At 64.4% G+C, this 22939-nt stretch carries 20 protein-coding genes; 8 read left to right on the top strand and 12 right to left on the bottom strand.

The features are described from left to right. Window positions 1-66: 66 nt before the first annotated feature. Window positions 67-723: a phosphoribosyltransferase gene (locus tag MMG94_RS15965; protein WP_016920476.1), complete on the bottom strand. Its 657-nt coding sequence runs from the start codon at window positions 721-723 to the stop codon at window positions 67-69. Continuing rightward, complete coding sequence (locus tag MMG94_RS15960) at window positions 710-1771, bottom strand: hypothetical protein (protein WP_016920477.1); 1062 nt, start codon at window positions 1769-1771, stop codon at window positions 710-712. The genes MMG94_RS15965 and MMG94_RS15960 overlap by 14 nt, the downstream gene beginning before the upstream one ends. 82 nt (window positions 1772-1853) lie before the next feature. On the opposite strand from MMG94_RS15960, the gene MMG94_RS15955 reads away from it, so the two are divergent. The 3 genes from MMG94_RS15955 to MMG94_RS15945 are packed head-to-tail and all read left to right on the top strand — an operon-like array spanning window position 1854 to window position 5750. Then, complete coding sequence (locus MMG94_RS15955; protein WP_016920478.1) at window positions 1854-2918, top strand: alpha/beta fold hydrolase; 1065 nt, start codon at window positions 1854-1856, stop codon at window positions 2916-2918. Further along, window positions 2908-3903, top strand: a complete 996-nt coding sequence (locus MMG94_RS15950; protein ID WP_016920479.1) for a ribose-phosphate diphosphokinase — start codon at window positions 2908-2910, stop codon at window positions 3901-3903. Before MMG94_RS15955 ends, MMG94_RS15950 begins: the two co-directional genes overlap by 11 nt. Window positions 3904-3950: 47 nt before the next feature. Further along, window positions 3951-5750, top strand: a complete 1800-nt coding sequence (locus MMG94_RS15945) for a PHA/PHB synthase family protein (protein WP_016920480.1) — start codon at window positions 3951-3953, stop codon at window positions 5748-5750. Window positions 5751-5775: 25 nt separating this feature from the next. Here MMG94_RS15945 and MMG94_RS15940 read toward each other — a convergent pair whose 3' ends face one another. From MMG94_RS15940 to MMG94_RS15930, 3 genes are all read right to left on the bottom strand, one after another. Then, on the bottom strand, window positions 5776-6747 hold the full coding sequence (locus MMG94_RS15940; protein ID WP_016920481.1) for an HAD family hydrolase: 972 nt from the start codon (window positions 6745-6747) through the stop codon (window positions 5776-5778). A gap of 27 nt (window positions 6748-6774) precedes the next feature. Next, window positions 6775-7152: a DUF4345 domain-containing protein gene (locus MMG94_RS15935; RefSeq protein ID WP_026016332.1), complete on the bottom strand. Its 378-nt coding sequence runs from the start codon at window positions 7150-7152 to the stop codon at window positions 6775-6777. 65 nt (window positions 7153-7217) lie between these two features. Beyond that, window positions 7218-8783, bottom strand: coding sequence for an arylsulfatase (locus tag MMG94_RS15930; RefSeq protein WP_016920483.1), 1566 nt, complete (start codon window positions 8781-8783; stop codon window positions 7218-7220). 146 nt (window positions 8784-8929) lie between these two features. On the opposite strand from MMG94_RS15930, the gene MMG94_RS15925 reads away from it, so the two are divergent. Together MMG94_RS15925 and MMG94_RS15920 are read left to right on the top strand one after the other, a co-directional pair. Continuing rightward, window positions 8930-9856, top strand: a complete 927-nt coding sequence (locus MMG94_RS15925) for a LysR family transcriptional regulator (RefSeq protein WP_162129678.1) — start codon at window positions 8930-8932, stop codon at window positions 9854-9856. Between the two features lie 286 nt (window positions 9857-10142). Next, window positions 10143-10640 (top strand): bactofilin family protein, encoded by a 498-nt coding sequence (locus MMG94_RS15920; protein ID WP_016920485.1) that lies wholly within the window; start codon window positions 10143-10145, stop codon window positions 10638-10640. Window positions 10641-10686: 46 nt separating this feature from the next. Here the strand turns inward: MMG94_RS15920 and MMG94_RS15915 are convergent, their stop codons facing one another. Both MMG94_RS15915 and MMG94_RS15910 read right to left on the bottom strand, forming a co-directional pair. Continuing rightward, a complete protein-coding gene (locus tag MMG94_RS15915) occupies window positions 10687-13200 on the bottom strand; it encodes a glycogen/starch/alpha-glucan phosphorylase (RefSeq protein ID WP_016920486.1) in 2514 nt (837 codons plus the stop codon). 156 nt (window positions 13201-13356) lie between these two features. Further along, window positions 13357-14394 carry an OmpA family protein gene (locus tag MMG94_RS15910; RefSeq protein WP_016920487.1) on the bottom strand — a complete coding sequence of 346 codons (1038 nt, stop codon included), beginning with the start codon at window positions 14392-14394 and terminating at the stop codon, window positions 13357-13359. 106 nt (window positions 14395-14500) lie between these two features. Here MMG94_RS15910 and MMG94_RS15905 point away from each other — a divergent pair, with 106 nt between their 5' ends. Further along, the gene (locus MMG94_RS15905) at window positions 14501-16018 is read left to right on the top strand and encodes a rhomboid family protein (RefSeq protein ID WP_154419670.1); all 1518 of its coding nucleotides are present in this window, start codon (window positions 14501-14503) and stop codon (window positions 16016-16018) included. A 113-nt stretch (window positions 16019-16131) separates the two neighbouring features. Further along, window positions 16132-16428 (top strand): NAD(P)/FAD-dependent oxidoreductase, encoded by a 297-nt coding sequence (locus tag MMG94_RS15900; protein WP_026016333.1) that lies wholly within the window; start codon window positions 16132-16134, stop codon window positions 16426-16428. A 267-nt stretch (window positions 16429-16695) separates the two neighbouring features. Here the strand turns inward: MMG94_RS15900 and dnaN are convergent, their stop codons facing one another. Both dnaN and MMG94_RS15890 read right to left on the bottom strand, forming a co-directional pair. Further along, entirely contained in the window at window positions 16696-17811 is a 1116-nt protein-coding gene (gene dnaN, locus MMG94_RS15895) for a DNA polymerase III subunit beta (protein WP_026016334.1), read from the bottom strand. 131 nt (window positions 17812-17942) lie between these two features. After that, entirely contained in the window at window positions 17943-18089 is a 147-nt protein-coding gene (locus MMG94_RS15890; protein ID WP_016920491.1) for a hypothetical protein, read from the bottom strand. Between the two features lie 201 nt (window positions 18090-18290). Here MMG94_RS15890 and MMG94_RS15885 point away from each other — a divergent pair, with 201 nt between their 5' ends. Next, a complete protein-coding gene (locus MMG94_RS15885) occupies window positions 18291-20597 on the top strand; it encodes a PBP1A family penicillin-binding protein (protein ID WP_016920492.1) in 2307 nt (768 codons plus the stop codon). A gap of 114 nt (window positions 20598-20711) precedes the next feature. On the opposite strand, the gene MMG94_RS15880 is transcribed toward MMG94_RS15885, so the two are convergent. The 3 genes from MMG94_RS15880 to odhB form a co-directional block, all read right to left on the bottom strand. Beyond that, entirely contained in the window at window positions 20712-21143 is a 432-nt protein-coding gene (locus MMG94_RS15880; RefSeq protein ID WP_026016335.1) for a Rieske (2Fe-2S) protein, read from the bottom strand. A gap of 113 nt (window positions 21144-21256) precedes the next feature. Then, a complete protein-coding gene (locus tag MMG94_RS15875; RefSeq protein WP_016920494.1) occupies window positions 21257-21526 on the bottom strand; it encodes a BQ00720 family protein in 270 nt (89 codons plus the stop codon). A 139-nt stretch (window positions 21527-21665) separates the two neighbouring features. Continuing rightward, the gene (odhB, locus tag MMG94_RS15870) at window positions 21666-22907 is read right to left on the bottom strand and encodes a 2-oxoglutarate dehydrogenase complex dihydrolipoyllysine-residue succinyltransferase (protein WP_016920495.1); all 1242 of its coding nucleotides are present in this window, start codon (window positions 22905-22907) and stop codon (window positions 21666-21668) included. Window positions 22908-22939 lie beyond the last annotated feature (32 nt).

The raw sequence follows: 22939 nt of genomic DNA, 5'->3' as shown, positions 1-22939 counted from the left end.
GACCTGACAATACGCCATCAAGCTTAGCAGGCGATCCCGCATCGGCGCGACCTCGGCGTGAGACATTTAGCCGCGCGGGCGCCGCGGGCCGTAACGCTCGAGAAGAGAGACGACCTCATCGTCCTCGATCTGACGGAAATCGTCGTAATAGCACCCAACGCCCATGAAATAATCGTGCGTTTCCAGACAGACGATCTCGTCCGCTTCCCGACCCAGCATGTCGAGCGTCTCGCCCGGCGCCACGGGCACGGCCAGAATGAGTTTGGAGGGCTCCTGCGCGCGAACCGCCCGCAGCGCCGCCCGCGTCGTCGCGCCCGTGGCCACGCCGTCATCCGCGACGATGGCGATCCGCCCGGCCGCCGACGCCCGGGGCCTGTCGCCGAAATAAAGACGTCGGCGGCGCGCGATCTCCGCGCTCGCCTCCGCGCAAGCGCGTTCGAATTGACATTCGCTGACGCCAGCCAGCGCAATGACATCCTCATTGCGCACGACAATGGGCGCGCCGCCATTCGCTATGGCGCCCATTGCAAGCTCGGGCTGACCGGGAACGCCGATCTTGCGCACCAGCGACAAGTCGAGCGGGGCATGCAGGGCGTCCGCGATCGGCGCCGCGACGGGAACGCCGCCGCGCGGCAAGGCGAAGACCACGGCGTCCTTTCCTTTATATGCGGCGAGCGCCTTGGCGAGGCGCGCCCCCGCCTGCGCGCGATCACGAAAAGGCAAGATCGTCTCCCTCCTCAATGGACCCGGACAACGCGCGGCCCGCAATGTCGAGATAAAGACCGGCGAGCGGGCGCCATTTTGCGGGATCGCGAGGCGAAGGCTCCAAGAGATGCGCGAGGCAGAGACGCGCGCGCAACGCCGCCCGCCAGCCGGCGTAGAGAGCAACCAAATCCCAAGGCGGCGCGCAGCCGAGCCGCGTCGCGAGCTCAGCGGCGAAGCCGCGCAGAAGCCGCGGCGCGCCGAGCCGCGCGCATTCGACGCCGAGCAGGGCGATCTCGTCGAAAGGATCGACCTGCCTCAGCGCCGCATTGAACTCCAGGCAGTCGAAGATCGCCACCGGCCGAACCACGCAGATATGCTCCGGGCGCAGATCGCCATGGCCGTCGAGAACATATCCGTCGTCCACCCGCGCCTTCAGACGTTTCAGATTCACGGCGAGACGCGCGTCCAGGAGATCGAGCGCGCTCAGGCGCGCCTTCGCCAGACCGAACTCGGCGCGCGTCAGAATGTCTCGATTGAGCGCCTGCTCTCGCAGAAAGCGCGCCGCATAGTCCGCGGGATTCATGCTCGTCCGTCCGGCGCCCTCATAGAAGCGCGCCAGCGCGTCGCAAATCGAGCCGATCGTCTCGCCATCCGCCGCATGCGCGCAGATCAGCGCGTCGAGCATGCGTTCGCGCGGCAGGCGGCGCATCTCGACCAGCCAGTCGACGACGACGCCCCCGCCGCCGAGCGCAAGACCGGCTTCGCCCGCCGTCAACGCAACGACGCCGAGATAGACGTCCGTCGTCAGCCGGCGGTTGAGGCGCAGCTCCTCGCGGCAATTGCGCTCCCGGTCGGCGAGCGTCGAGAAGTCCAGGAAAGGATAACGCACCGGCTTTTTGAGCTTGAACGCGCGGGGACCGGCGAGAAAGACGTAGGACATGTGGGTCTCGACGACCTCCACCGTCGCGCCCGAAAGTCCGTAAGCGGCGGGCTGACCGAGAAACGAAAGCTTATCCGCAAGCGTCGCCCGGGGCGCGCTCGGTCCAGCTTCTGCGGCCATCGTCATTGCTCGTTCCCAATCAAGGCTGTCGCATTCCCGCGTCGAGTCCACATATGATAGTCCCCTCTCGATCTCGACGGGACATCCGATGTGGGACATTTGGACGCGAAGCCTCTGGGCGTGGCCGCTCGCGACAATGGATCTCTGGCGCCGCACGCTCGAGCTTCCGCTCGGTCAACCCCAAAAAGAAGGGCCGCAATGGACGACGCCCGCGCGGCTGGCGCTCGAGTTCGGCCTGTTGCGCCTTTGGGATTTCTCGACCGGCGACGCCGAGACGCCGGCGCTCATCGTCTCGCCTTATGCGCTTCACGACGCGCAGATCGCCGACCTCGCGCCCGGCCATAGTCTGATCGACGCATTGCTGCGCGGCGGCTGCAGACGGCTTTTTCTCGTCGAATGGGTTTCAGCGGGCGCCGCGACGCAGTTTTACGGCATCGATCATCTCCTTGCGGAGCTCAATGTCGCGGTGGACGAGCTGGAAGGGCGCCCCGACCTTATCGGACTGTGCCAGGGCGGATGGCTGTCGCTGGCTTACGCCGTCCGTTTTCGGGATAAAATTCGTCGTCTCGTCCTTGCCGGCGCCCCGGTCGACATCGCCGCGGCGCGCTCGGTTCTGGCGGAGCCCGTCGAAAGGACGTCGGATTTCGCGATCGACCGGCTGGTCGACATGGGCGGCGGCGTCATCCGAGGCGACGACATGGCGCCGCTCTGGCCGCGAGAGAAGAGCGAAGCGACGCGTCTCGCCGACGCTCTGCAATCGTCTTGCGACGCCCCTGCGTCACAGGATGCAATCGACGCTTTCCAGCGCTGGGATCGGCGCCGGCTCGACCTTCCGGCGCCCTATTTTCGCGACGTCCTGGAACATCTGTTCCGCGAAAATCTTCTCGCAGGGGGAAAATTTCCAGCGCTCGGCAAGCGCATCGATCCAAGAACTTTTTCTTGTCCCCTTTTTCTGCTGGCTGGCGCGGAAGACGTCATCGCGCCGCCTGCGCAGGTTTTCGCCGTTCAGAACCTTGTGCGCGGCGCTGTCGAAGCGGCGCGCGCGCCTTGCGGTCATCTCGCGCTCTTCATGGGGCGCCGCACGATCGAAAACGAATGGCCGCGCATCGCGCAATGGCTCTTGCGAAAGGAGGAAGCGGTCGATGCCCCCTGAAATCGCTCTTTTCGCGTTGGGGTCCAGCCACGGCTTCGGCGCGCAACTGGCCGGCGCGCTCGGCGTCGCTCTTTCGCCGCTGGAGGAGCGCGATTTCGAAGACGGCGAATTTAAGCTTCGGCCTCTGGCGGGCGTTCGCGGCGGCGACGTCTATGCGATTTCGTCCCTCAACGGCGCGGCGGAAGCGAGCGGCGCCGACAAGCTTCTCAGGCTCCTGATGTTCATCGGCGCGCTCAAGGACTCGGGCGCGGCCCGCGTGACGGCCGTGACGCCATATCTCGGCTTTTCGCGCAAAGACCGACGCACCAAGCCGCGCGATCCGATCTCAACGCGATATATCGCGCAGCTTTTCGAGGCGATGCGCACAGACCGCGTAATGGCCATAGACGCGCACAATATCGCGGCTTTCGAGAACGCCTTCCGCTGCGAGACGGTTCCGCTTGACGCCCATGCGCTCTTCGCGCGCCGCCTCGCGCCGCTTGTCGGCGAAGCGCCGGTCGCAGTCGTTTCGCCCGATCTTGGCGGCGAGAAACGCGCGGAACTGTTCCGTCAACGCATGGAGCGCGCGCTCCAGCGTCCCGTCGCCAAGGCCTTTCTGGATAAGGTGCGCAGCGAAGGGCGCGTTACGGGCGACATTTTCGCCGGCGACGTCAGTGGCCGCATCGCCATCATTCTCGACGACCTTGTCGCCGGCGGGGGAACGGTCGCGCGCGCCGCGACGGCCTGCCGCGCGCATGGCGCGACGGCGGTCCTTGTCGCCGCGACGCATGCTGTCTTTGCGAAAGGGGCGGCCGCAACCTTGCGGGACGCGGCCGTCGATCGCATCTTCGTCACCGATTCGGTTCCGCTTTCCGCCAAGGACGAGACGGTCGCCGCCTTGCAGGAGCGACTGACGATCGTTTCGGTTGCGCCCCTCTTCGCCGAGGCGATCCGTCGCCTCCATGAAGGCGGGTCGATCGCGCAATTGCTCGAAGACGGGGCCTGAGCGCGGCTTCACGCAATCGCTACATTTTTGCGACATGTTGGGATGCGATGAACACGAAGAAACTGATCCCCGCCGCCTCCCGCGCTTTGGAGCGACGCGCGCCGTCGCCGCTTTCGCCGTTGCTGCACGCCGCATCTTTTGAAACGCTGGACCGAGCGGCGCAGGCGACCGCGGCCCGTTTCACGCAAGGCATATCCGTGCATGCGCAAATGTCCGCCTGGATCGATTGGGCGGCGCATCTCGCGCAATCGCCGGGCCGTCAGCTCGAACTCTCGATAGACGCCTTCAGCTCCGCCGCCCGGCTCGCGCATTTCGGCCTCCACAATCTCGTCAGCGACAAGGCCGCCCGTCCCTTCGCGCCGGAACCGTCGGACAGGCGTTTCGACGACGACGCCTGGAATTCGTTCCCTTTCCTGTTCTTCGAGCAGGCCTTCCTCGCCCAGCGGCAATGGTGGCGGAAGGCGACGCGCGAGGTGCGCGGCATGCGCGCCAACAATGCGGCGCGCGTCTCCTTTCTCGCGTCGAAATATCTCGACAGTTTCTCGCCTTCAAACCTGCCCTGGCTCAATCCCGTCGTCATCGAGCAGACGCGGCGCGAAGCCGGAGCCAATCTCCTGCGCGGCTTCGAGCATTTCGTCGAGGATTTCTTCGACGCGGCGACTCAGTCCCAGAACGGCGAAAGCGGTTATGAGATCGGCAAGGACGTCGCGGCGACGCCGGGCGAGGTAATCTATCGCAATCATCTGATCGAACTCATTCAATATCAGCCGACGAGCGAAACGGTCGCCGCCGAGCCGATCCTGATCGTTCCCGCCTGGATCATGAAATATTACGTGCTCGATCTCGCCGCGCATCATTCGCTGGTGCGCTATCTGGTCGAACGCGGCTTCACGGTCTTCATGATTTCCTGGCGAAATCCGATCGCCGAGGATCGCGACGTCAGCCTCGACGATTACCGCAAACTCGGCGTCATGGAGGCGCTCGACGTCGTTAACGCCATTCTGCCGGGCCGGCGCGTGCATGGGGCGGGCTACTGCCTCGGCGGCACGCTGCTCTCCATCGCCGCCGCGACGATGGCACGCGACGGCGACGCGCGTTTCGCTTCCGTGACGCTGCTCGCGTCGCAGACCGATTTCAGCGAACCGGGCGACCTCATGCTCTTCGTCGATGCGGCGCAGGTCGCGTTTCTCGAAGACATGATGTGGGACCAGGGTTTTCTCGACACCTATCAGATGTCGGGCGTCTTCATGGCGCTGCGCTCCAACGAGCTCTTCTGGGCGCGCGCCATCAAGGAATATTTGCTCGGCGAGCGGGAACAGGCCACCGACCTCATGGCCTGGAGCGCCGATCAGACGCGCATGCCCTATCGCATGCATGCGCAATATCTGCGCGGGCTCTTTCTTGAGAACAGGCTGACGGCGGGGCGCTACGCGGTCGAGGACGACGTCATCGCCCTCAAGGACATTTCCGTCCCCATGTTCGTCGTGGGGACCGAAACGGACCATATTTCGCCCTGGCGCTCGGTCTACAAAGTCCATCTCTTCACCGACAATGAAATGACCTTCGTGCTCACGAATGGCGGGCACAACGCCGGCATCGTCTCCGAGCCCGGTCATCCGGGCCGGCGCTACCACCTCGCCGTGCGTGCGCCAAACGATCGCTATATCGGCGCCGATCACTGGCGCGAGCGCGCGAAGCTTCTCGAAGGCTCCTGGTGGCCGGCCTGGGCCTCATGGCTCGAACGCCTGAGCGCGCCCGATCGCGTCGCGCCGCCGCCAATGGGCGCGCCGGAGAAGGGCTTCGTGCCGCTGGCGCCCGCGCCCGGGAGCTATGTGCGTCAGCGCTGATTGCGCCCGGCGCGCATAGGCGCGCTCACGGCGCGGGAAAAATTCTCTTCCAGTCGTTCTTCATGCTGACCAGCGTCCAGCCGCGCTTGCCGGCCTCATCCAGCGCGCGGTCGAGGCGCCCGACGGAGGATTTGCGGTCATAGGCGGCTTCCCGCGCTTCGTCGTCATGATGCACGATGAGGCCGAAACGCGGACCCGGACCGGCGGTCGTCCATTCCAGCATCTGAAAGTCGCCGTCCGAATTGCCGAAGGCGGCGATGGGCCGCTTGCCGATATATTTGTTGATCGCGACGGGCTTGCCGGCCTTGTCGTCGATAAAATCGATCTTCGCCTCGCGCATCAGCACGGGCGCGCCGTCGAGAACCTCATATTTCGTGACGATCGTCGATCCCACCACCTGCTCCGGCGGAACGCCGTAAACCCGCTCGGAAAAGGCGCGCAGGAATTCCGCGCCCCCGCCCGAGACGATGTAGGTTTTGAAGCCGTTTGCGCGTAGATAAGCGAGGAGATCCAACATTGGCTGATAGACGAGCCGATCATATCGCGCCTTGAATCTGGGGTGCTCGGCGCTCGCCAGCCATTGCGAAACGATCGCCTGGAACGCCTCCGGCGTGTTTCCGGCATGCGTCGCGCCGACAATCTCGACGGCGCCCTTCTCGCCGCTCGCCGCGAGCGCCTTGACGTCTCCCGCAAGCGCCGCCTTGAAGGGCTGCCTTCCGCGCCATTCCGGATGTTGCGGGGCGAGCGCCTTGACGCGGTCAAGCGCAAAAAGCAGCTGCGAATAGGCTGGCCATTCCGTCCAGAGCGTCCCGTCATTGTCGAAGACCGCGATGCGATCCTCCGGCTTCACAAAGTCGGGGCCCGGCTGCGTGACTCGCGATACGAAGGCGACGATCGCCTTTTTCGCCTGCCCCTCATTCCAGGAAGAAAGCGCGTCTTCGGCGCGGAGCGGCGTCGCGAAGGAAAGAATCAGAACGACAAGGAGATGCAAGCGCATGCAAAACCCTCTCTTCGTGCGTCGCATTCAGTCCTCCAGTCTGAAAACCCAAAGGCCGATCGGAACGAGCGCGAATTCCATGCAGACGTAAAGCAGCAGCAGCGGCGCCGGCCGCCCGTCAATGACAAGGCTGATCAGCCGTCCCGAGACGAGCCCGACGCAAAAGATCACGGTCGTCAGCACCGCGGCGTTGCGATAGGCGTCGTGAAAGGCGGCGTAGAGCCAGAACAAGCCGAGCGCGAGATAAAGGCCCATCATGGCCCGAAGCATATGGGCGGCGCTGGCGTCCGGGCCGGCGAGGCCGAGAAGCGCCTCCGCGAACCATCCGGGCGAGACTCCGTAAAGCAGGGCGATGATCGACACCACGACGAAGGCGAAGATCAGGTAGATTTTCTTGACGCGCATGAACGACCTTCGGTCCCGAAAAAAGCCGCCGCGCATATACGCGGCGGCCCGGAGCGATCGCTCGATCAATGCCCGCGCCCGGCTGCCTCGATCTCCTTCTGAATCTTTTCCAGATTGAAGGAGCCCGGCGTCTGGCTCGGCGGATATTGTTTCATCGACATCAGGAATTCCCCCGCGATCTTCTGTAGCGGCACGATCACGAAAGGTCTGTCGAGGAACCAGTCATTATAGGTGTTGGAATTGTGCTGCGAGCGCTCCAGCGGATCGCGCCGCAGATTGAACAGCAGCGGCACGCGCAATTCAATGAAAGGCTCCCGCCAGACGCCGAACGCCTGGCCGCGATTTTCCAGGAAGACCGCCTTCCAGTCGTCATAACGGAGCGCGACGACCTGGCCGTCATCATTGACGTAGATGAACTCGTGGCGCGGCGAATCCTTGGCCTTGCCCGACAGATAGTCGATCTGATCATAGCCGTCGATCTTGTTGTGATATTTGCGGCCCTCGAGCTTCACGCCCGCCGCGAGCTTGTCTTTGATCTTGTCGTCGCCGGCGATCGCGGCGAAGGTCGGCAGCCAGTCCTCATGCGCCACAATGCCGTTCAGCGTCTCCCCCGCGGGGAAATGCTTCGGCCAGCGAACATAGGCCGGCACCCGATAGGCGCCCTCCCAGTTCGAATTCTTCTCGCTGCGGAAGATGGTGGTGCCCGCATCCGGCCAGCTATTGTAATGCGGGCCGTTATCCGTCGAATAGAAGACCAGCGTATCGTCGGCGATCCCGAGATCGTCGACGAGCTTCAAGAGCTCTCCGACATGCATGTCGTGCTCGACCATGCCGTCGCTATATTCGTCCTGGCCCGAAATTCCGCGATGCTCCGCCTTCACATGGGTGCGCAAATGCATGCGGGTGCCGTTCCACCAGGCGAAGAAGGGCTTGCCGGCTTTCGTCTGCCTCGTGATGAAGTCCTTGACGGCGGCGACGGTCTCGTCGTCGATCGTCTCCATGCGCTTCCGCGTCAGAGGGCCAGTATCCTCGATCGTCTGGCCGCCCTTGCCGTCGGCGAATGATTTGATGACGCCGCGCGGACCGAATTTCTTGCGGAACTCGGGATTCTTCGGATAGTCGAAATTCTCCGGCTCCTCCTCGGCGTTCAGGTGATACAGATTGCCGAAGAACTCGTCGAAGCCGTGCATCGTCGGCAAGTGCTCGTCGCGATCGCCCTGATGGTTCTTGCCGAACTGGCCCGTCGCATAGCCAAGGCTTTTCATCACGGTCGCGATGGTGACGTCGGTCTTCTGCCAGCCTTCCTTGGCGCCGGGCAGGCCGACCTTGGTCATGCCGGTGCGCACCGGCACATTGCCGCCGATGAAAGCGGCGCGGCCCGCCGTGCAGCTCTGCTGGCCGTAATAATCGGTGAAGGACAGGCCTTCCTTGGCGATACGATCGATATTCGGCGTCTTGTAGCCCATCATGCCGCGGCTATTGGCGCTGATGTTCCACATGCCGATGTCGTCGCCCCAGATGACAAGAATATTTGGCTTTTTGCCTTGCTCGGGAGCGGCGTTCGCCGGGAACGCAGCCGCAAGCGCAAGGCCCGCGCAGAGTGCGAGCCAGTGGATCGGCCTCCAGGTCATGGTCCATTCCTCCCGCAAAAATTCGTCTAAAACGCCGGCTTGTCAGTCACCGGCCGGGCCATGACAATGACAGCCGGACTCTCAATCGTCCAATACCACTAATGGTATGGATCGATAACATCGACGTTATTTCGGGACGCTGTTTCATGGTCTTGCAATCATTGCGTCATCTGGAAATGGTTCGCGCCCTGGCCCAGCACCGCCATTTCGGGCGCGCGGCCAAGGCGCTCGGCGTGTCCCAACCTTCTTTGACGCGGAGTCTCAAACATCTTGAGGATACGCTCGGCGTCCGTCTTTTCGAACGCCATGACGGCGTGACGCCCACTCTTTTCGGGCGGATCGTAATCGAAAAAGGCGAGATGCTGCTCCGCGGCTATTCGGAACTCCTGCGGGAGATCACCTTGACGAAGGGGCTGGATATTGGCGAGCTGACGGTCGCCGTCGCCCCCTTTCCCGCTGAAATCTCGGCTCAGAAAGCGATGGGAATGCTCGCGGCGCGCCATCCCGGCCTTCAGATCGAGCTTTCGACGACAGACTGGACGCGGGTCGTCGACGACATCTCCCAGGGACGCGCCGACCTCGGACTCGCCGACATCTCCGAAGCCGCCGAGCATTCGGAACTGGAAACGGAGCTCATTCGCGCCTCCCCTCTCCATTTCTATTGCCGGACCGGCCATCCGCTCGCCGGACGGCGAAAGCTTTGCCTTGACGACTTGATGGCGTTTCCATGGGTCGGTCCGACGGCGCCTGCGCGCATGCGAATGGAGATGCCGCAGACCGAAAGGCCGTTCGGCTTTTTCAGCGAGGTCAATAATCGCTTTCGACCCCGGATCGTCGTCGGGTCCGTCTCGGCCGCGAAAGACGTCGTCATCGTCAGCGACGGTCTGTCGGTGACTTTGCCTGCTTTGATCGAACGGGAATTGAGGGACGGCCTGTGCGCCCTGCTGCCAATCGACCTGCCCTGGATGCGCTTGAACTACGGCTTCGTCTGGAAGCGAGACCGAACGCATTCCCCCGCCGCGGACGCCTTCATCCAGCTCGTTCGGGCCGTTGAGAAGGACACGCCAGCCTAGTGGTTTCCGTCACCTGAGTTGCCGGCCTTTTTGCTCATGTTTTTTCCGCCGTCATTGCGAGGCGGCGCAGCCGCCGAAGCAATCCAGAGCCTCATCACGGCCCTGGATTGCTTTGCGCTTCCGCGAAGTCGGGTATACCCGACTTCGAAAAAAATGCTCGCAATGACGGTGGAAAATGAACGTCCTCCAATCCGAAAAGCGGTCGCCGCGACATGAATTTGCCGCGCGGATGCGAGAAAGAGTTTAACTTCGCCGTCAGACGCGATTCGCGGGAAGGGGAAGCGAAATGGCGACGTTCAGGAACGAAGAGGCGAATTCCGTCTATATTGGCGAGGGCGCGGAGCTGACCGGCGTCATCCGGGCGCGCGACAGCGTTGTCGTCGACGGTTCGTTCGACGGCGAGATTGTCTGCAACCATCTTGTCGTCGGGCAAGGGGGGACGATCAAAGGAAAGGTCAATGTCGCGAACGCCGACATTGCCGGCAGCGTCAACGCGGAAATCGCTGCGGGACAACTTTTGACCGTGCGGGCCACCGGCCGCATCGAGGGAAAATGGGATTGCGGGACGATCGAGGTCGCGCGCGGCGCGGTTCTCAACGGCTCCGCCAATGTGGCGGAAATGGCGGGCGCCGCGCGCCGGGAGGCCAGATCCGAAACGGCGGCCAAGGTCGGGCCGGCTGTCGAGGAGGAATATGAATCGCCCGCCGCCGTCGTCACGGCGCTGCCCGAGCCGCGCCGCTTGACGAAGCTCAATCTGCGCGCGCCGCGCCGCTCCGTGGGTTGATTTCTTTTTAAGGCTCGCTTCCGCGAGGCCGCGCGACGCGGGCGGATCACACTTTCCAAATCTCTTCCGCATATTCCCGAATCGTGCGGTCTGACGAGAACCAGGCGACGCGCGCCGTATTGAGAATGCAGGACCGTCGCCAGGCCTTCTGATCGCGCCAGCGCGCGTCGGCCTTGCGCTGCGCCTCGCAATAGCTGTCGAAATCCTTCGTGACGAGGAAGTGATCGTAATAGGTCAGCGTATCGACGAGCTGCGCGTAGCGGTGCCGATCGTCGGGCGAAAAGAGCCCGCTCGAAATGGCGGCGAGCGTTTCCGTCAGGCGGGGACTCGCCGCGATCGTCTCGCGCGCGTCGATGCCGCGGGCGCGGCTTTCTTCCACTTCCTGCGCCGTGAGGCCGAAGATGAAGATGTTGTCGTCGCCCACGCGCTCCCTGATCTCGACATTGGCGCCGTCCAGCGTTCCGATCGTGAGCGCGCCGTTGAGCGCGAATTTCATATTGCCCGTGCCCGAGGCCTCCATGCCGGCCGTCGAAATCTGCTCGGACAGATCCGCCGCCGGAATGATGGTTTCGGCGAGGCTGACATTGTAGTTCGGAAGAAAGACCACTTTCAGCAGGCCGCGCGTTTCCGGATCGGCGTTGACGATCCGGGCGACGTCGTTGGCGAGCTTGATGATCAGCTTCGCCTGGTGATAGCTCGCCGCCGCCTTGCCGGCGAAAATCTTCACGCGCGGCACGAAGTCGCGAGACGGCTGCGACTTGATGTCGAGATAGAGCGCGACCGCTTCCAGCACGTTCAGCAATTGGCGCTTATATTCGTGTATGCGCTTGATCTGAACGTCGAACAGCGCATTCGGATCGACGCGGACGCCGACGCTGTCGAAAATCCTGGCGGCGAGTCGTTCCTTGTTCTCGCGTTTGGCGGCCGCGTAGCGCTGCTGGAAGGTCGGATCGTCGGCGAAAGCTTCGAGGTCGACGAGCCGCTCGGGATCGTCGAAGACGGCCGCCCCGATGGTCTCGGCGAGCAGGCGCGACAATGCCGGATTGGCCTCGAGCAGCCAGCGCCGGAAAGTGACGCCATTTGTCTTGTTGACGATGCGATCGGGATAAAGGCGGTGAAAATCCTTGAACACCGTCTCCTTCACCAGCTCGCTGTGCAGCGCCGAAACGCCATTGACCTTGTGCGAGCCGAGAAAGGCGAGATGGCCCATGCGCACATGGCGGCCATTATGCTCGTCGATGAGCGAGACGGAGGAAAGGACGCCGGCGTCCTTCACGCCCTGCTCGCGCAGGCCGTCGAGATGCATGGCGTTGATGAGATAGATGATCTGCATGTGGCGCGGCAGCAGCTTCTCCATCAGCCAAACCGGCCAGGTCTCCAGCGCCTCGGGCAGCAGCGTGTGATTGGTGTAGGAGAAGGTGGCCTGCGTGATCTTCCACGCCTCCTTCCAGTCGACGCCGTAGACGTCGACGAGGAGACGCATCAACTCCGCGACCCCGATCGCCGGATGCGTGTCGTTGAGCTGGATCGCGTTTTTCCCGGCGAGCTTCGCAATGTCGCCGGTCTGCTTCATATGACGGCGGATGAGGTCCTGCAGCGACGCGGAGACGAAGAAATATTCCTGACGCAGGCGCAGCTCCTGGCCCGCCGGCGTCGAGTCGCTCGGATAAAGCACTTTCGAGATGGCCTCGGCGCGCACCTGCTCGGTCAGCGCGCCGACATGGTCGCCCTGGTTGAAGGCGTCGAGCCGCAGCGGATCGAGCGCGCGCGCCGACCAGAGGCGCAACGTGTTCACATGCTTGCCCCGCCAGCCGACGACCGGCGTGTCATAGGCGACGGCGACGATCGTTTCGCCGGGGCGCCAGACATGGGCGAGCATGCCGTCGGTGAGCCGCGCACTTTCCACATGGCCGCCAAAGCCGACGTCGTAAGTGATTTCCGGTCGCGGGAATTGCCAGCTATTGCCGAAGGACAGCCAGTCCTCCGGATATTCGTGCTGCCAGCCGTCCTTGATCGTCTGGCGGAAAAGGCCGTGATCGTAGCGGATGCCGTAGCCCACCGCCGCGATTTCGAGCGTCGCCATGCTGTCCATGAAGCAGGCGGCGAGGCGTCCCAGACCGCCATTGCCGAGCGCCGCGTCGGGCTCGACCTCGCGGAGCTTGTCGAGATCGACGCCGAGTTCGCCGAGCGCGTCGCGCATGGCGCCGGTCAGGCCGAGATTGGCGAGCGTGTCGATGAGCAGGCGCCCGATCAGGAATTCGAGCGAGAGGTAATAAACGCGGCGGCGATCCTCGCGGTAATTGCGCTTGGTCGAGGCGAGCCAGGATTCGACCACGCGATCGCGCGTCGCGAGCGCCGTCGCGACGAACCAGTCGCGCGGGCTCGCGGTCGCGCTATCCTTGCCGACCGTATAGGTGAGACGGCTCAGCACTTCGTCCCGCAACGCGGCGACGTTGGCGGCATGGGCGTGATGTGTCGTGTCGATTGCGTTCAAAGTCGGTTCTCGCTGCAAGCCGTCCGGGGATCGCTGAAGCGCGGCGTCATGGCGCGATGCGCGCATCCAAAGGGGCCGGGCCGATCCATTTCAACGCCAGGAGCTTGGCGGTCCGCCGCATAATAAAGATTAAACAACGGGGTTGCGGACGTAAACAGGAGACGGCGAAGGCGCCGATAGTTTGATCAACATGCGAACATGGTTGCGCAAAAGAGAACGCGATCAGCGCAGTATATAGTCGATCGCGCCGGCGCGCTGCCCTTCGCGCGCGCAACAGCCGACGGCGACGAGCCGCCTGCCGGCGACGCCTTCGCGGCGCAGATAACGTTCCGCCGCGGCGGCGCGACGCCGCGACAGCGAGTCTTCGAGGCTCCCCTCGTCGCCATGCCCACGCAGTTCGATTGTCGCGTCGGGACAGCGGCGAATGATTTCCACCGCCTTGTCGAGCGCCGCCGCGACGCGCCGATTGACGGTGGCGCGCGCCGCGCGGAAGGAAACCGGCTCGGCGACCGCAACGGCGTCGAGCGCGCGCTGGCAGGTCGCCGCGTCGAGATCGCCTGCCGGCAGCGAGGCGAGAATGTCCTTTGGATCGACGGAAGGCGTCGGCGCGGGCGGCGCAATCGTCGCGGTCGCGTCGGGCTTGGCGTCCGTCGCTGCGGGCGGGGGCGGCGCTTCGGCGGAGGCTTCCGGAATCTCAGCGGCGACAATGCGGCGCACGCCCGGCGCGGCGGCGATGCGCGCCATCAGTTCCTTGCTCTCACCGAGACTGGCGGGCGCCGTCACGTCGCGGCCGGAAAAAGCGAGGCCCGCCGGATCAACGCCCGCCGCCTGAGCGAGCGCCGACACGCGCTTTTCGAGAACCGCTTCATAAGCCGGCTGAGCGAATTGCGTCGCTCCAAACCATAGAAGCGCGGCGGGCGCGAGACCCAGAGCCCATCGCTCATGGGAAGCGAAGCTGCGCCGGAAACCGTAAGCGGCGGCCGCGCAACCGCCGATAAAGGCGAAAAAGCAGCCAAGCGCGCTTTCGATATAGATCGAAACGGCGCCTCGCATCGCGCCTAACGCGAGCGCCGCGGCGGCCGCGAGACAGGCGAGGCTCATCCAGACGAGCCAGCGCGCCGGCCGCAGACGGAGCGGGTTCTTGGCGACGAGCGCCCCCGTCGCCGCGCCCACGACGAAGCAGGCGGCGAGCCAAGGCCAAAGATAGGCGTAGAAGTCCAGCATGGCGCCCTTTTGCGCGGGCGAAGGCCGCGTTTTCAAGAATGGGGCGCCATGTGGTTAATCGCAAGCTCCGCCGGAGCATTTGACTTGGGCGCGCGGCGTCGGACATGCTCGCGCGGGACAAGCCGAGCGCCTCGAGACGCAGATGGATTTTCAAAGCATTCTCGCCGTCAATCTGATGGCGGTTTCCGCGCTTTCGCTACTGCTCGCCCTCCTGCAGCGCCGGCGCGAGCTGCGCTCCTTCTCGCTGGCGAACGCGCTCGTCCTCATTGTCGGCGGCCTTGCGCTTTGGAGCTTCCCGCAGGAGGCGGGCGGTCTCGTCTCCCTCGTCTTCATCCCGCTCATCGGCGCGCCCATGGCGCTTGGCGCGCTTCAGGCCCGTTACGCGCGGGTTGGCCGGCTCGATGCGGCGGCGCGCTGCGCGGATCTCATCGCCCTCTTTCACCCGACCTCGGCCATGCGGCTTTCGGCCGCCTTCGCCCGCGCCGCCGCGATAGAGGATCCGCGCGAAAAAGCTCAGGCCTTCGCCGCGCTCGCCGCCCGCGCGCCGGCGGAGCAGGCGGCCGTCATCGAGACGCGCCTTCTTGCGGATCGCGGCGACTGGGAAAAGGCGCTCGTCCTCGCCCAGAACCCGGAAAACGCCCGCCAGCTCGCAAGCTATCGCCTGCGCGCGCTCGGCGAGACGGGCCGCATCGAGGAGATGATCCGCGACTTTGCGCGCTCCGCGGATTCGACCCCGCTGGAGCAGACGGTCTTTGCGTGGCTTTTCGTCCTCGCATTCGCGGGGCGGCCGCACGAAGTCGAGGAGCTGGCGTTCCGCGTGATGCGCCTCGACGCCGATACGGCCGATTATTGGATCGCCGTCGCCAAACGCCATGCGGGCGACGAAGCGCATGCGCGGGCCGAATTTGAAGGCCTCGCCATGAGCCGCAAGGAGACGCCGGCGGCGATCGCGGCGCGCCGCCAACTGGCTAAGTCCTCCGCCCCGCCGCCGCATCTTTCGCCGCGCGCCCGGGAGATCGTCGAGGGCGTCGCGTCGCGCGTCGCCGCGGAAAGCGCCCGGCAGGCGCGCGGCTGGCGCCTGCCGCCGGCGACGCTGCTGCTCATCTTCGCCAATTCCGCGATGTTCGTCGCGGAGCTGGCGCTTGGCGGCTCGCAGGACGCCGAGACGCTCATCACGCTCGGCGCGCTATGGGCGCCGCTTGCTTTGCACGGCGAAAGCTGGCGCGTGCTGACCTCGACCCTGCTGCATTACGGCCCGCTGCATTTCGGACTCAATATGTTGATGCTGGCCCTGATCGGCCGCGAGCTCGAACATGAGGCCGGGTCGCTCAAGACATTCTTCATCTATCTCGGCGGCGCGCTGTTTTCGTCTGCCTTCATTCTGGCGCTGATGGCGAGCGGGCTCGTCGGCTATGGCCTCTATGTCGGCGCATCGGGCGCCATTTTCGCGCTTTTCGGGGTTGTGGGCGCGCTGCGGATCAAAGATTGGCTGCGTCACCGCGCAAGTCTCGACGCCTTCCGCGCCACGGCGCTCGGCCTCGCCATGCTGGTTCAGATCGCCGCCGATTTCCTGTTGCCCATGTCCAGCCTCGCCGCGCATCTCTCGGGCTTCGGCTTCGGGCTGTTCGTCGGGCTCTTTGTCAACGCAAAGGCGCGCTGAAAGGCCCAGACAGCGTCGTCCCCTCGACTCCTTGTAGGTCGCCGTAACGTTGCTTCCAAGCAACGTTCCCATATAATAATAGCCCAGATGTTGCCTCGGTCGCCGGAAACAACGTGCAAAATATTGAAATAACGGTGATTTTTGAGCGACGCGAGGACGGCGGTCTTCGTGCTTATAGCAACGACGTGCCCGGATTTGTCCTATCCCACGCCGACCCGACGCTTCTCCTTGGAGATGTTCAGCCCGCGCTCGAAGGGATCTTGTCCCACGTACACGGTAAGCCAGTTCGCGCGGTTTTGATCGGGAATTTAAAAGACGAATTGCAGCACGCCGGATTCCTCAATTTCAAGATGACGCCGAGGCAGCTTGATCGGATGGAAAAATCATATCTGGCGGTGACGACCGGTTAGTGCTTTGTTTCGCCTGCATCCCAGCAAAACTGCTGCACCAATTTTTGGACCGCCCAGAATTCACAACTCCCGTCGCGTTCCACTGGAACCGCAAACAGCCGTTCCCCGGGAGCAATCCACCATTCGGCAGTCTCTAATTTCGGGATCGCCCCGCTAGGTTTACAACCATAGCGACGGAGCTTGGCTTCCCAAACCTGTCGGGGCAGAAATTTATTAGCGAGCAATTTTCACACAGCTCCAATGACAAGGGCTGTCGAAAGCAAGATTTCACACCCGCATCGGCATCAGCACGTAAAGAGCGCTCGCGCCGTCGCGGTCCTGGATCAGCGTCGGCGAGCCCGGATCGGCGAGCTTGAACAGCGCCGTGTCGCTGTCGAGCTGCTGGGTGATGTCGAGCAGATAGCGGGCGTTGAAGCCGACATCGAGCGGCTCGCCGTCATAATCGGCTTCGATCTCCTCGACGGCCGAACCCTGATCGGGATTGGTGACGGAGAGCACGAGCTTGCCCGAGGTGAGCGCCAGCTTCACGGCGCGGCCGCGCTCGGAGGAAATTGTCGAGACGCGATCCACCGCCTTGGCGAAGACGTCGCGCTCGACGGTGAGGCGCTTGTCGTTATTGGCGGGAATGACGCGGGCGTAATCGGGAAAAGTGCCGTCGATGAGCTTGGTCGTCAGCAGCGCGTCGCCGAAAGTGAAACGCATCTTGTTGGTCGAGAGTTCGACCAGCACGTCGCCCTGCGCATCCTCGATGAGCTTTTGCACCTCCTGCACGGCCTTGCGCGGCAGGATGACGCCGGGCATGCCGGCGCAGCCTTCGGGAGCCGGCAATTCGAGCCGCGCGAGGCGATGGCCGTCGGTCGCCACGGCGCGCAGCATGAGCTGGCCGTCGACCTCCATGGCGTGAATGTAGATGCCATTGAGATAATAACGGGTCTCTTCATTCGAGATCGCGAATTGCGTCTTCTCGATCAGCCGCTTGAGGTCAGCGGGCGGAAGCGAGAATTTATGGCTGAACTCGCCCGAGGTGACGTCGGGGAAGTCGCTTTCCGGCAGGGTCGAGAGGTTGAAGCGCGAGCGGCCCGAACGCAAGGTGAGCTGGCCGTCGCCCGACTCGTCGAGAGACACCTGCGCGCCCTCGGGCAATTTGCGGACGATGTCGTAAAGCGTGTGCGCCGGCAGCGTCGTCGCGCCCGCCTGCCCTGCTTCGGCGACGGTCTTCTCGGTGACTTCGAGGTCGAGGTCGGTCGCCTTGAGCGTCAGGGCGCCGTCGCGCGCGTCGATGAGGACATTGGCGAGAATGGGGATCGTGGTGCGCCGTTCAACAACACGGTGAACATGGCCGAGCGCCCGCAACAGCGCGGCTCTTTCGATCGTGACCTTCATCGCCTCAAAAACCGTCCGCATCAAGGGGCGCAAACGCCCGGGGGCGGTGACTTTGACAAGCCGGGCGCGGAATCGCAAGGGGCGTCGAGGCCCGGCTTGTGGAGAAGAGCGCCAAAGGCGGGTTTGCCTGGTCAGGCCGAAGGTTGCCCGCCGGCGCCGCGGCGGCCGAAGCGCGAACGCCTGCGATGGTCGAGCTCCCTCGAGACCTCGATCACCAGCGCCGGAATGGCGACGATGAGAAGCCCCAGGAGCGTAGCGAAGCTTAAAAAGGCAAGCATTGGCGCCTCCGGCGTGAAAATTGCGCCGTGATTAGAATGCGCGACGAGCAATAAGGTTTCGTTTCCTCCACAGGCTTTTTGTACTGCAGCGCACAAGACGCGGCGCGGCGCCGGCATTTCTTAACCGGCCCTTAAAGCGCCTTCGTTAAGCTGAATTCTTGACGCAAGGAGGCGGCGGCGGAGCGCCTCGAGGCGAAGACCATGGCGCGTGGCGGCAGACGTCGGGAACCGAAGTTCGACGAGGAGGCGGATGACGGCGCGCTGCGCGCCGAGAGACGCCCCCCGGCCCGCGCCAGACGCGCGCCGGAGACCGACGAGCCGGACGAATTCGAGGACGACGATTCCGATGAACCGGCTCAATCAAAGCCGAGACGGCGGCCGGGATCGATGATCGGCGCGCTGTTCTACTGGGGCTTGACCCTCTCCATCTGGGGCATGATCGGCGGCGGCGCGCTCGCGGTCTATTACGGCTCGCAGCTTCCGCCCATCGACCAGCTCGCCGTGCCGAAGCGGCCGCCGAACATCGCGATCATGGGCGCGGATGGCGAATTGCTCGCCAATCGGGGCGACACCGGCGGCGCGGCGATCCGCATTTCGGACCTTCCGCCATATCTGCCCAAAGCCTTCATCGCCATCGAGGACCGGCGCTTCTATTCGCATTGGGGCGTCGATCCGCAGGGCATCGGCCGAGCTTTGCTGCGCAACGTCTCGGGCCGCGGCGGCATGCAGGGCGGCTCGACCCTCACCCAGCAGCTCGCCAAGAATCTGTTCCTGACGCAGGAGCGGACCTTGTCGCGCAAGATTCAGGAAGCGATCCTCGCGCTCTGGCTCGAGCATAAATATTCGAAGGACCAGATCCTCGAACTCTATCTCAACCGCGTCTATTTCGGCTCGGGCGCCTATGGCGTCGAAGCGGCCTCGCAGCGCTATTTCGGCCATAGCGCCAGAACCGCGACGCTCTCGGAATCCGCCGTGCTCGCGGGGCTGATGAAAGCGCCGTCGAAGCTCGCGCCCGACCGCAATCCGGAAGGCGCGACCGAACGCGCCGCGCAGGTCGTCACCGCCATGACCCAGGAAGGCCATATCAGCGAAGCCATGGCCAAATCCGCCCTCGCCCATCCGGCGCGCGCCATGAAGGAGCAGGCGGGCGGTTCAATCAATTACGCGGCCGATTACGTCATGGACATGCTCGACGACACGATCGGCGCGATCGACGAGGACATTGTCGTCACGACGACGATCGACGGACGACTGCAGACAATCGCGGAAGGCGCGCTGAAGGAAGAGCTCGACAAAAAAGGCCCCAAATACAACGTCTCGCAGGGCGCCGTCGTCTCGATCGATCCGAACGGGGCCATTCGGGCGCTCGTCGGGGGACGCGACTATTCCGAAAGCCAGTTCAACCGCGCCGTCTCCGCCAGGCGGCAGCCGGGCTCGGCCTTCAAACCCTTCGTCTATCTCGCCGGCCTCGAACACGGGCTGACGCCCGATTCCGTGCGCGAGGACGGGCCGCTCAACATCAAGGGCTGGACGCCCGAAAATTACAGCCACGAATATTTCGGTCCCGTCACGCTGACCAAGGCGCTGGCGCTGTCGCTGAACACGGTGGCGGTGCGCGTCGGCATGGAGGTCGGGCCGAAAACCGTCGCGAAGATCGCGCATCGACTCGGCATTCAGTCGGATTTGCAGCCCAACGCCTCCATCGCGCTCGGCACGTCGGAAGTCACGCCGCTCGAACTCGTCACCGCTTTCGCCCCTTTCGCCAATGGCGGCGTCGGCGTGCAGCCGCATATCATCACGCGCGTCAGAACCGCCGCGGGGAAGACGCTCTATCAGCGCAAGGGCTCCACCTTCGGCCGCGTGATCGAGCCGCAATATGTGGCGATGATGAATACGATGATGCAGGAGACGCTGCTCACCGGCACGGCCCGCAAGGCGGAGCTGCCGGGCTGGCAGGCGGCGGGCAAGACCGGCACCAGCCAGGATTTCCGCGACGCCTGGTTCATCGGCTATACGAGCCGACTCGTCACCGGCGTCTGGCTCGGCAATGACGATTCTTCTCCGACCAGAAAGGCTTCTGGCGGCAATCTCCCGGTCGAGATATGGAGCCGCTATATGTCCATCGCCCTGAAGGGCGCGCCCGTCGCGGGCCTGCCGACGGGGTCATGGCGTTCGGAGGCGGAGGAAATCGTCGCCAAGCCGCTGGACGATCTCATCGGCATCTTCACCGGGCAGGACAAGCCCGCGCCGCAGGCGAGGCCGCAGAAGCGCGCCGCCACGCCGCCGCCGGAAAGCCATGCGCAGGAGCAGCCGTCGCCCGAGTCGCGCGACGAGACCGCGACGATCGCCCCGCCACAGTCGCCCCGCGGACGCCGCGCGGCGCGCGAGCCCGACGACCTGACGCCCCCGGAGGACATCCCCGACGCCGGCCCGCCGCCAACCCCGCGCGGCCGCCGCCCGGCGACGCGGGAGAAGAATATTATCGAGCAGCTTTTCGGGGGCGGGTGAGTCGCGTCCCGCTCCAAGAAGGCAACGCCGGGCGCGAGCAATACTTCCCCTTTACGGAAGTATTGGCCGGGCGAATGGTTCAAGATTGCCGTTCACCCGCAGCCCCGAGGGCCCTCAATCAGACGTGATCATAACCGGCGGGAACTCGTCATGCTCCTCGCGGTCGAGTCCGTCCTCTTCCGCGAGTTCGACGCCCGTGATGCAAACATCCTCGCCATCGACCACGCATTCGATCTTTTCCAGCGACGCTCCTGCACAAGGACCGTCATAGCATTTGCCGGTGGTCAATTCGAACATCGCGCCATGCTTGCCGCAAACGATGGCGCGATGGCCCTGATCCAGAAAGTGACCGGGCTGGAAATCGATGCGCGCGCCCTGATGCGGGCAGCGGTTGAGATAAGCGTGGAAATTCTTTCCCTGCCTTACGACGAAGATCGGAAAAGCGACGGTCTTGTCCCCCTCCCGCCGCGCGAGGACGAAGCCCACCGCGCCGCGCTTGGCGACGTCGTTGACGTGGCAGACTGCATAGAGTTCGTTTGTCGACATGACCGGCTCCATGGCGGACCTTTGCGCCATGGAAGCAAAATCCCTGCCTCTAATGGAATTATCTCGCCGAGAGGAAGCGCCCCGGCCCCTCGAAGCCGGGGAGGCGCTCTGGATCAATGCAGGCTGACCATGGTCAGATCATTTTCGCGGGCGTTGCCGATGGCGCCTTCTTCAGAGTCGGCGAGCACGATGGGCGCGCCGTCGGCGCCGATAAGCGCGAAGATGGTGAGCCCCGGCTGGATCTGAGGCGCCTGCGGATAGAGGCGGTTCACGTCCTCGGAGCGCATCTCTTTCACATAGGCGATCATGCCGTCGCCCAGATTGGCGAACTGCTCGGGCGTCAGCAGAGGCGCCTTTCGTTCGATCGTCAACTTAGCTTCCATTGCCTCCTCCTCGGCGTTCAGTTCGACCCGCCCATCGACGCCTGCCCTGCAGCGCGTCTTCCTGCTAGAGATGTGGCGCTTTCGAGGAGTTTTAAAGAGGCCGGCGCGGCCAATTGTGAAGCCGCGCCTCAGCCGGGCTTTACAGCGCCAGCGCCAGGCGGCCGGGGTCCTCCAGCGTTTCCTTGACGCGCACGAGGAAGGTCACGGCCTCCTTCCCGTCGACGATGCGATGGTCATAGGAGAGCGCAAGATACATCATCGGGCGGATCTCGATCTTGCCCTCGACGGCGACCGGGCGCTCCTGAATCTTGTGCATGCCGAGAATGCCGGATTGCGGCGCGTTGAGGATCGGCGTCGACATCAGCGAGCCATAAACGCCGCCATTCGAGATGGTGAAGGTGCCGCCCTGCAGGTCCGAAATGTCGAGCGCGCCCTCGCGCGCCTTCTTGCCGAGCGCCGCGATCGACTTCTCGATCTCGGCGAGCGACATGCGATCCGCGTCGCGCACGACCGGCACGACGAGGCCTTTCTCGGTTCCGACCGCCACGCCGATATGGCAGAAGCGCTTGTAGATGATGTCGGTTCCGTCGATCTCGGCGTTGACGGCGGGAATCTCTTCGAGCGCCTGGCAACAGGCTCTCACGAAATAGCCCATGAAGCCGAGCTTCACGCCGTGTTTCTTCTCGAAGAGCTCCTTGTATTTGTTGCGCTGCGCGATCAGCGCCGACATATCGACCTCATTGAAGGTCGTGAGCATCGCCGCGACGCTCTGCGCTTCCTTCAGGCGCCGCGCAATCGTCTGGCGCAGACGCGTCATCTTCACGCGCTCCTCGCGCGCGGCGTCCTCCTGCGGAACGGGCGCGCGCGGCAATGGCGGCGGCGGAGCCTCGACGACCGGGGCTGGCGCGACAGCCTGCGCCGTCGCCGGGGCGCGGGCGGCGAAGTCGATCACGTCGGACTTCAACGCCTGTCCGCGCTTCCCCGAGCCCGCAACCTGCGAGACGTCGACGCCCCTTTCAACCGCGATCTTGGCGGCGGCCGGGGACGGCGGCATTGTCGTCGCCTGGGCGGCGGCGACCGGCGCCGCGACGGGCGCGACAGGCGCGGGAGCGGGTTTCGCGGCGGACGCAGGCGCGGCCGCGGCGCCGCCAGGCATGATCTGGCCAAGAAGCGCGCCCGGCGTCACCGTCTCGCCTTCCTTGGCGACGATCTCCGCAAGCACGCCGGCCGCCGGCGCATTGACCTCCAGCGTCACCTTGTCGGTTTCCAGCTCGGCCAAGGTCTCGTCGGCGCGCACCACGTCGCCCGCCTTCTTGAACCAACGGCCGATCGTCGCCTCGGTGACGGATTCGCCGAGCGTCGGAACGCGAATTTCAGTCATAAGCCTCTTCCTTCGCGGCTCCCTTTCCCCGC

This window comes from Methylocystis parvus OBBP (assembly GCF_027571405.1).
GTDB classification, from domain to species: domain Bacteria; phylum Pseudomonadota; class Alphaproteobacteria; order Rhizobiales; family Beijerinckiaceae; genus Methylocystis; species Methylocystis parva.
Note: the sequence above shows the minus strand (reverse complement) of the source record. Positions and strands in the feature narration are given on the sequence as shown.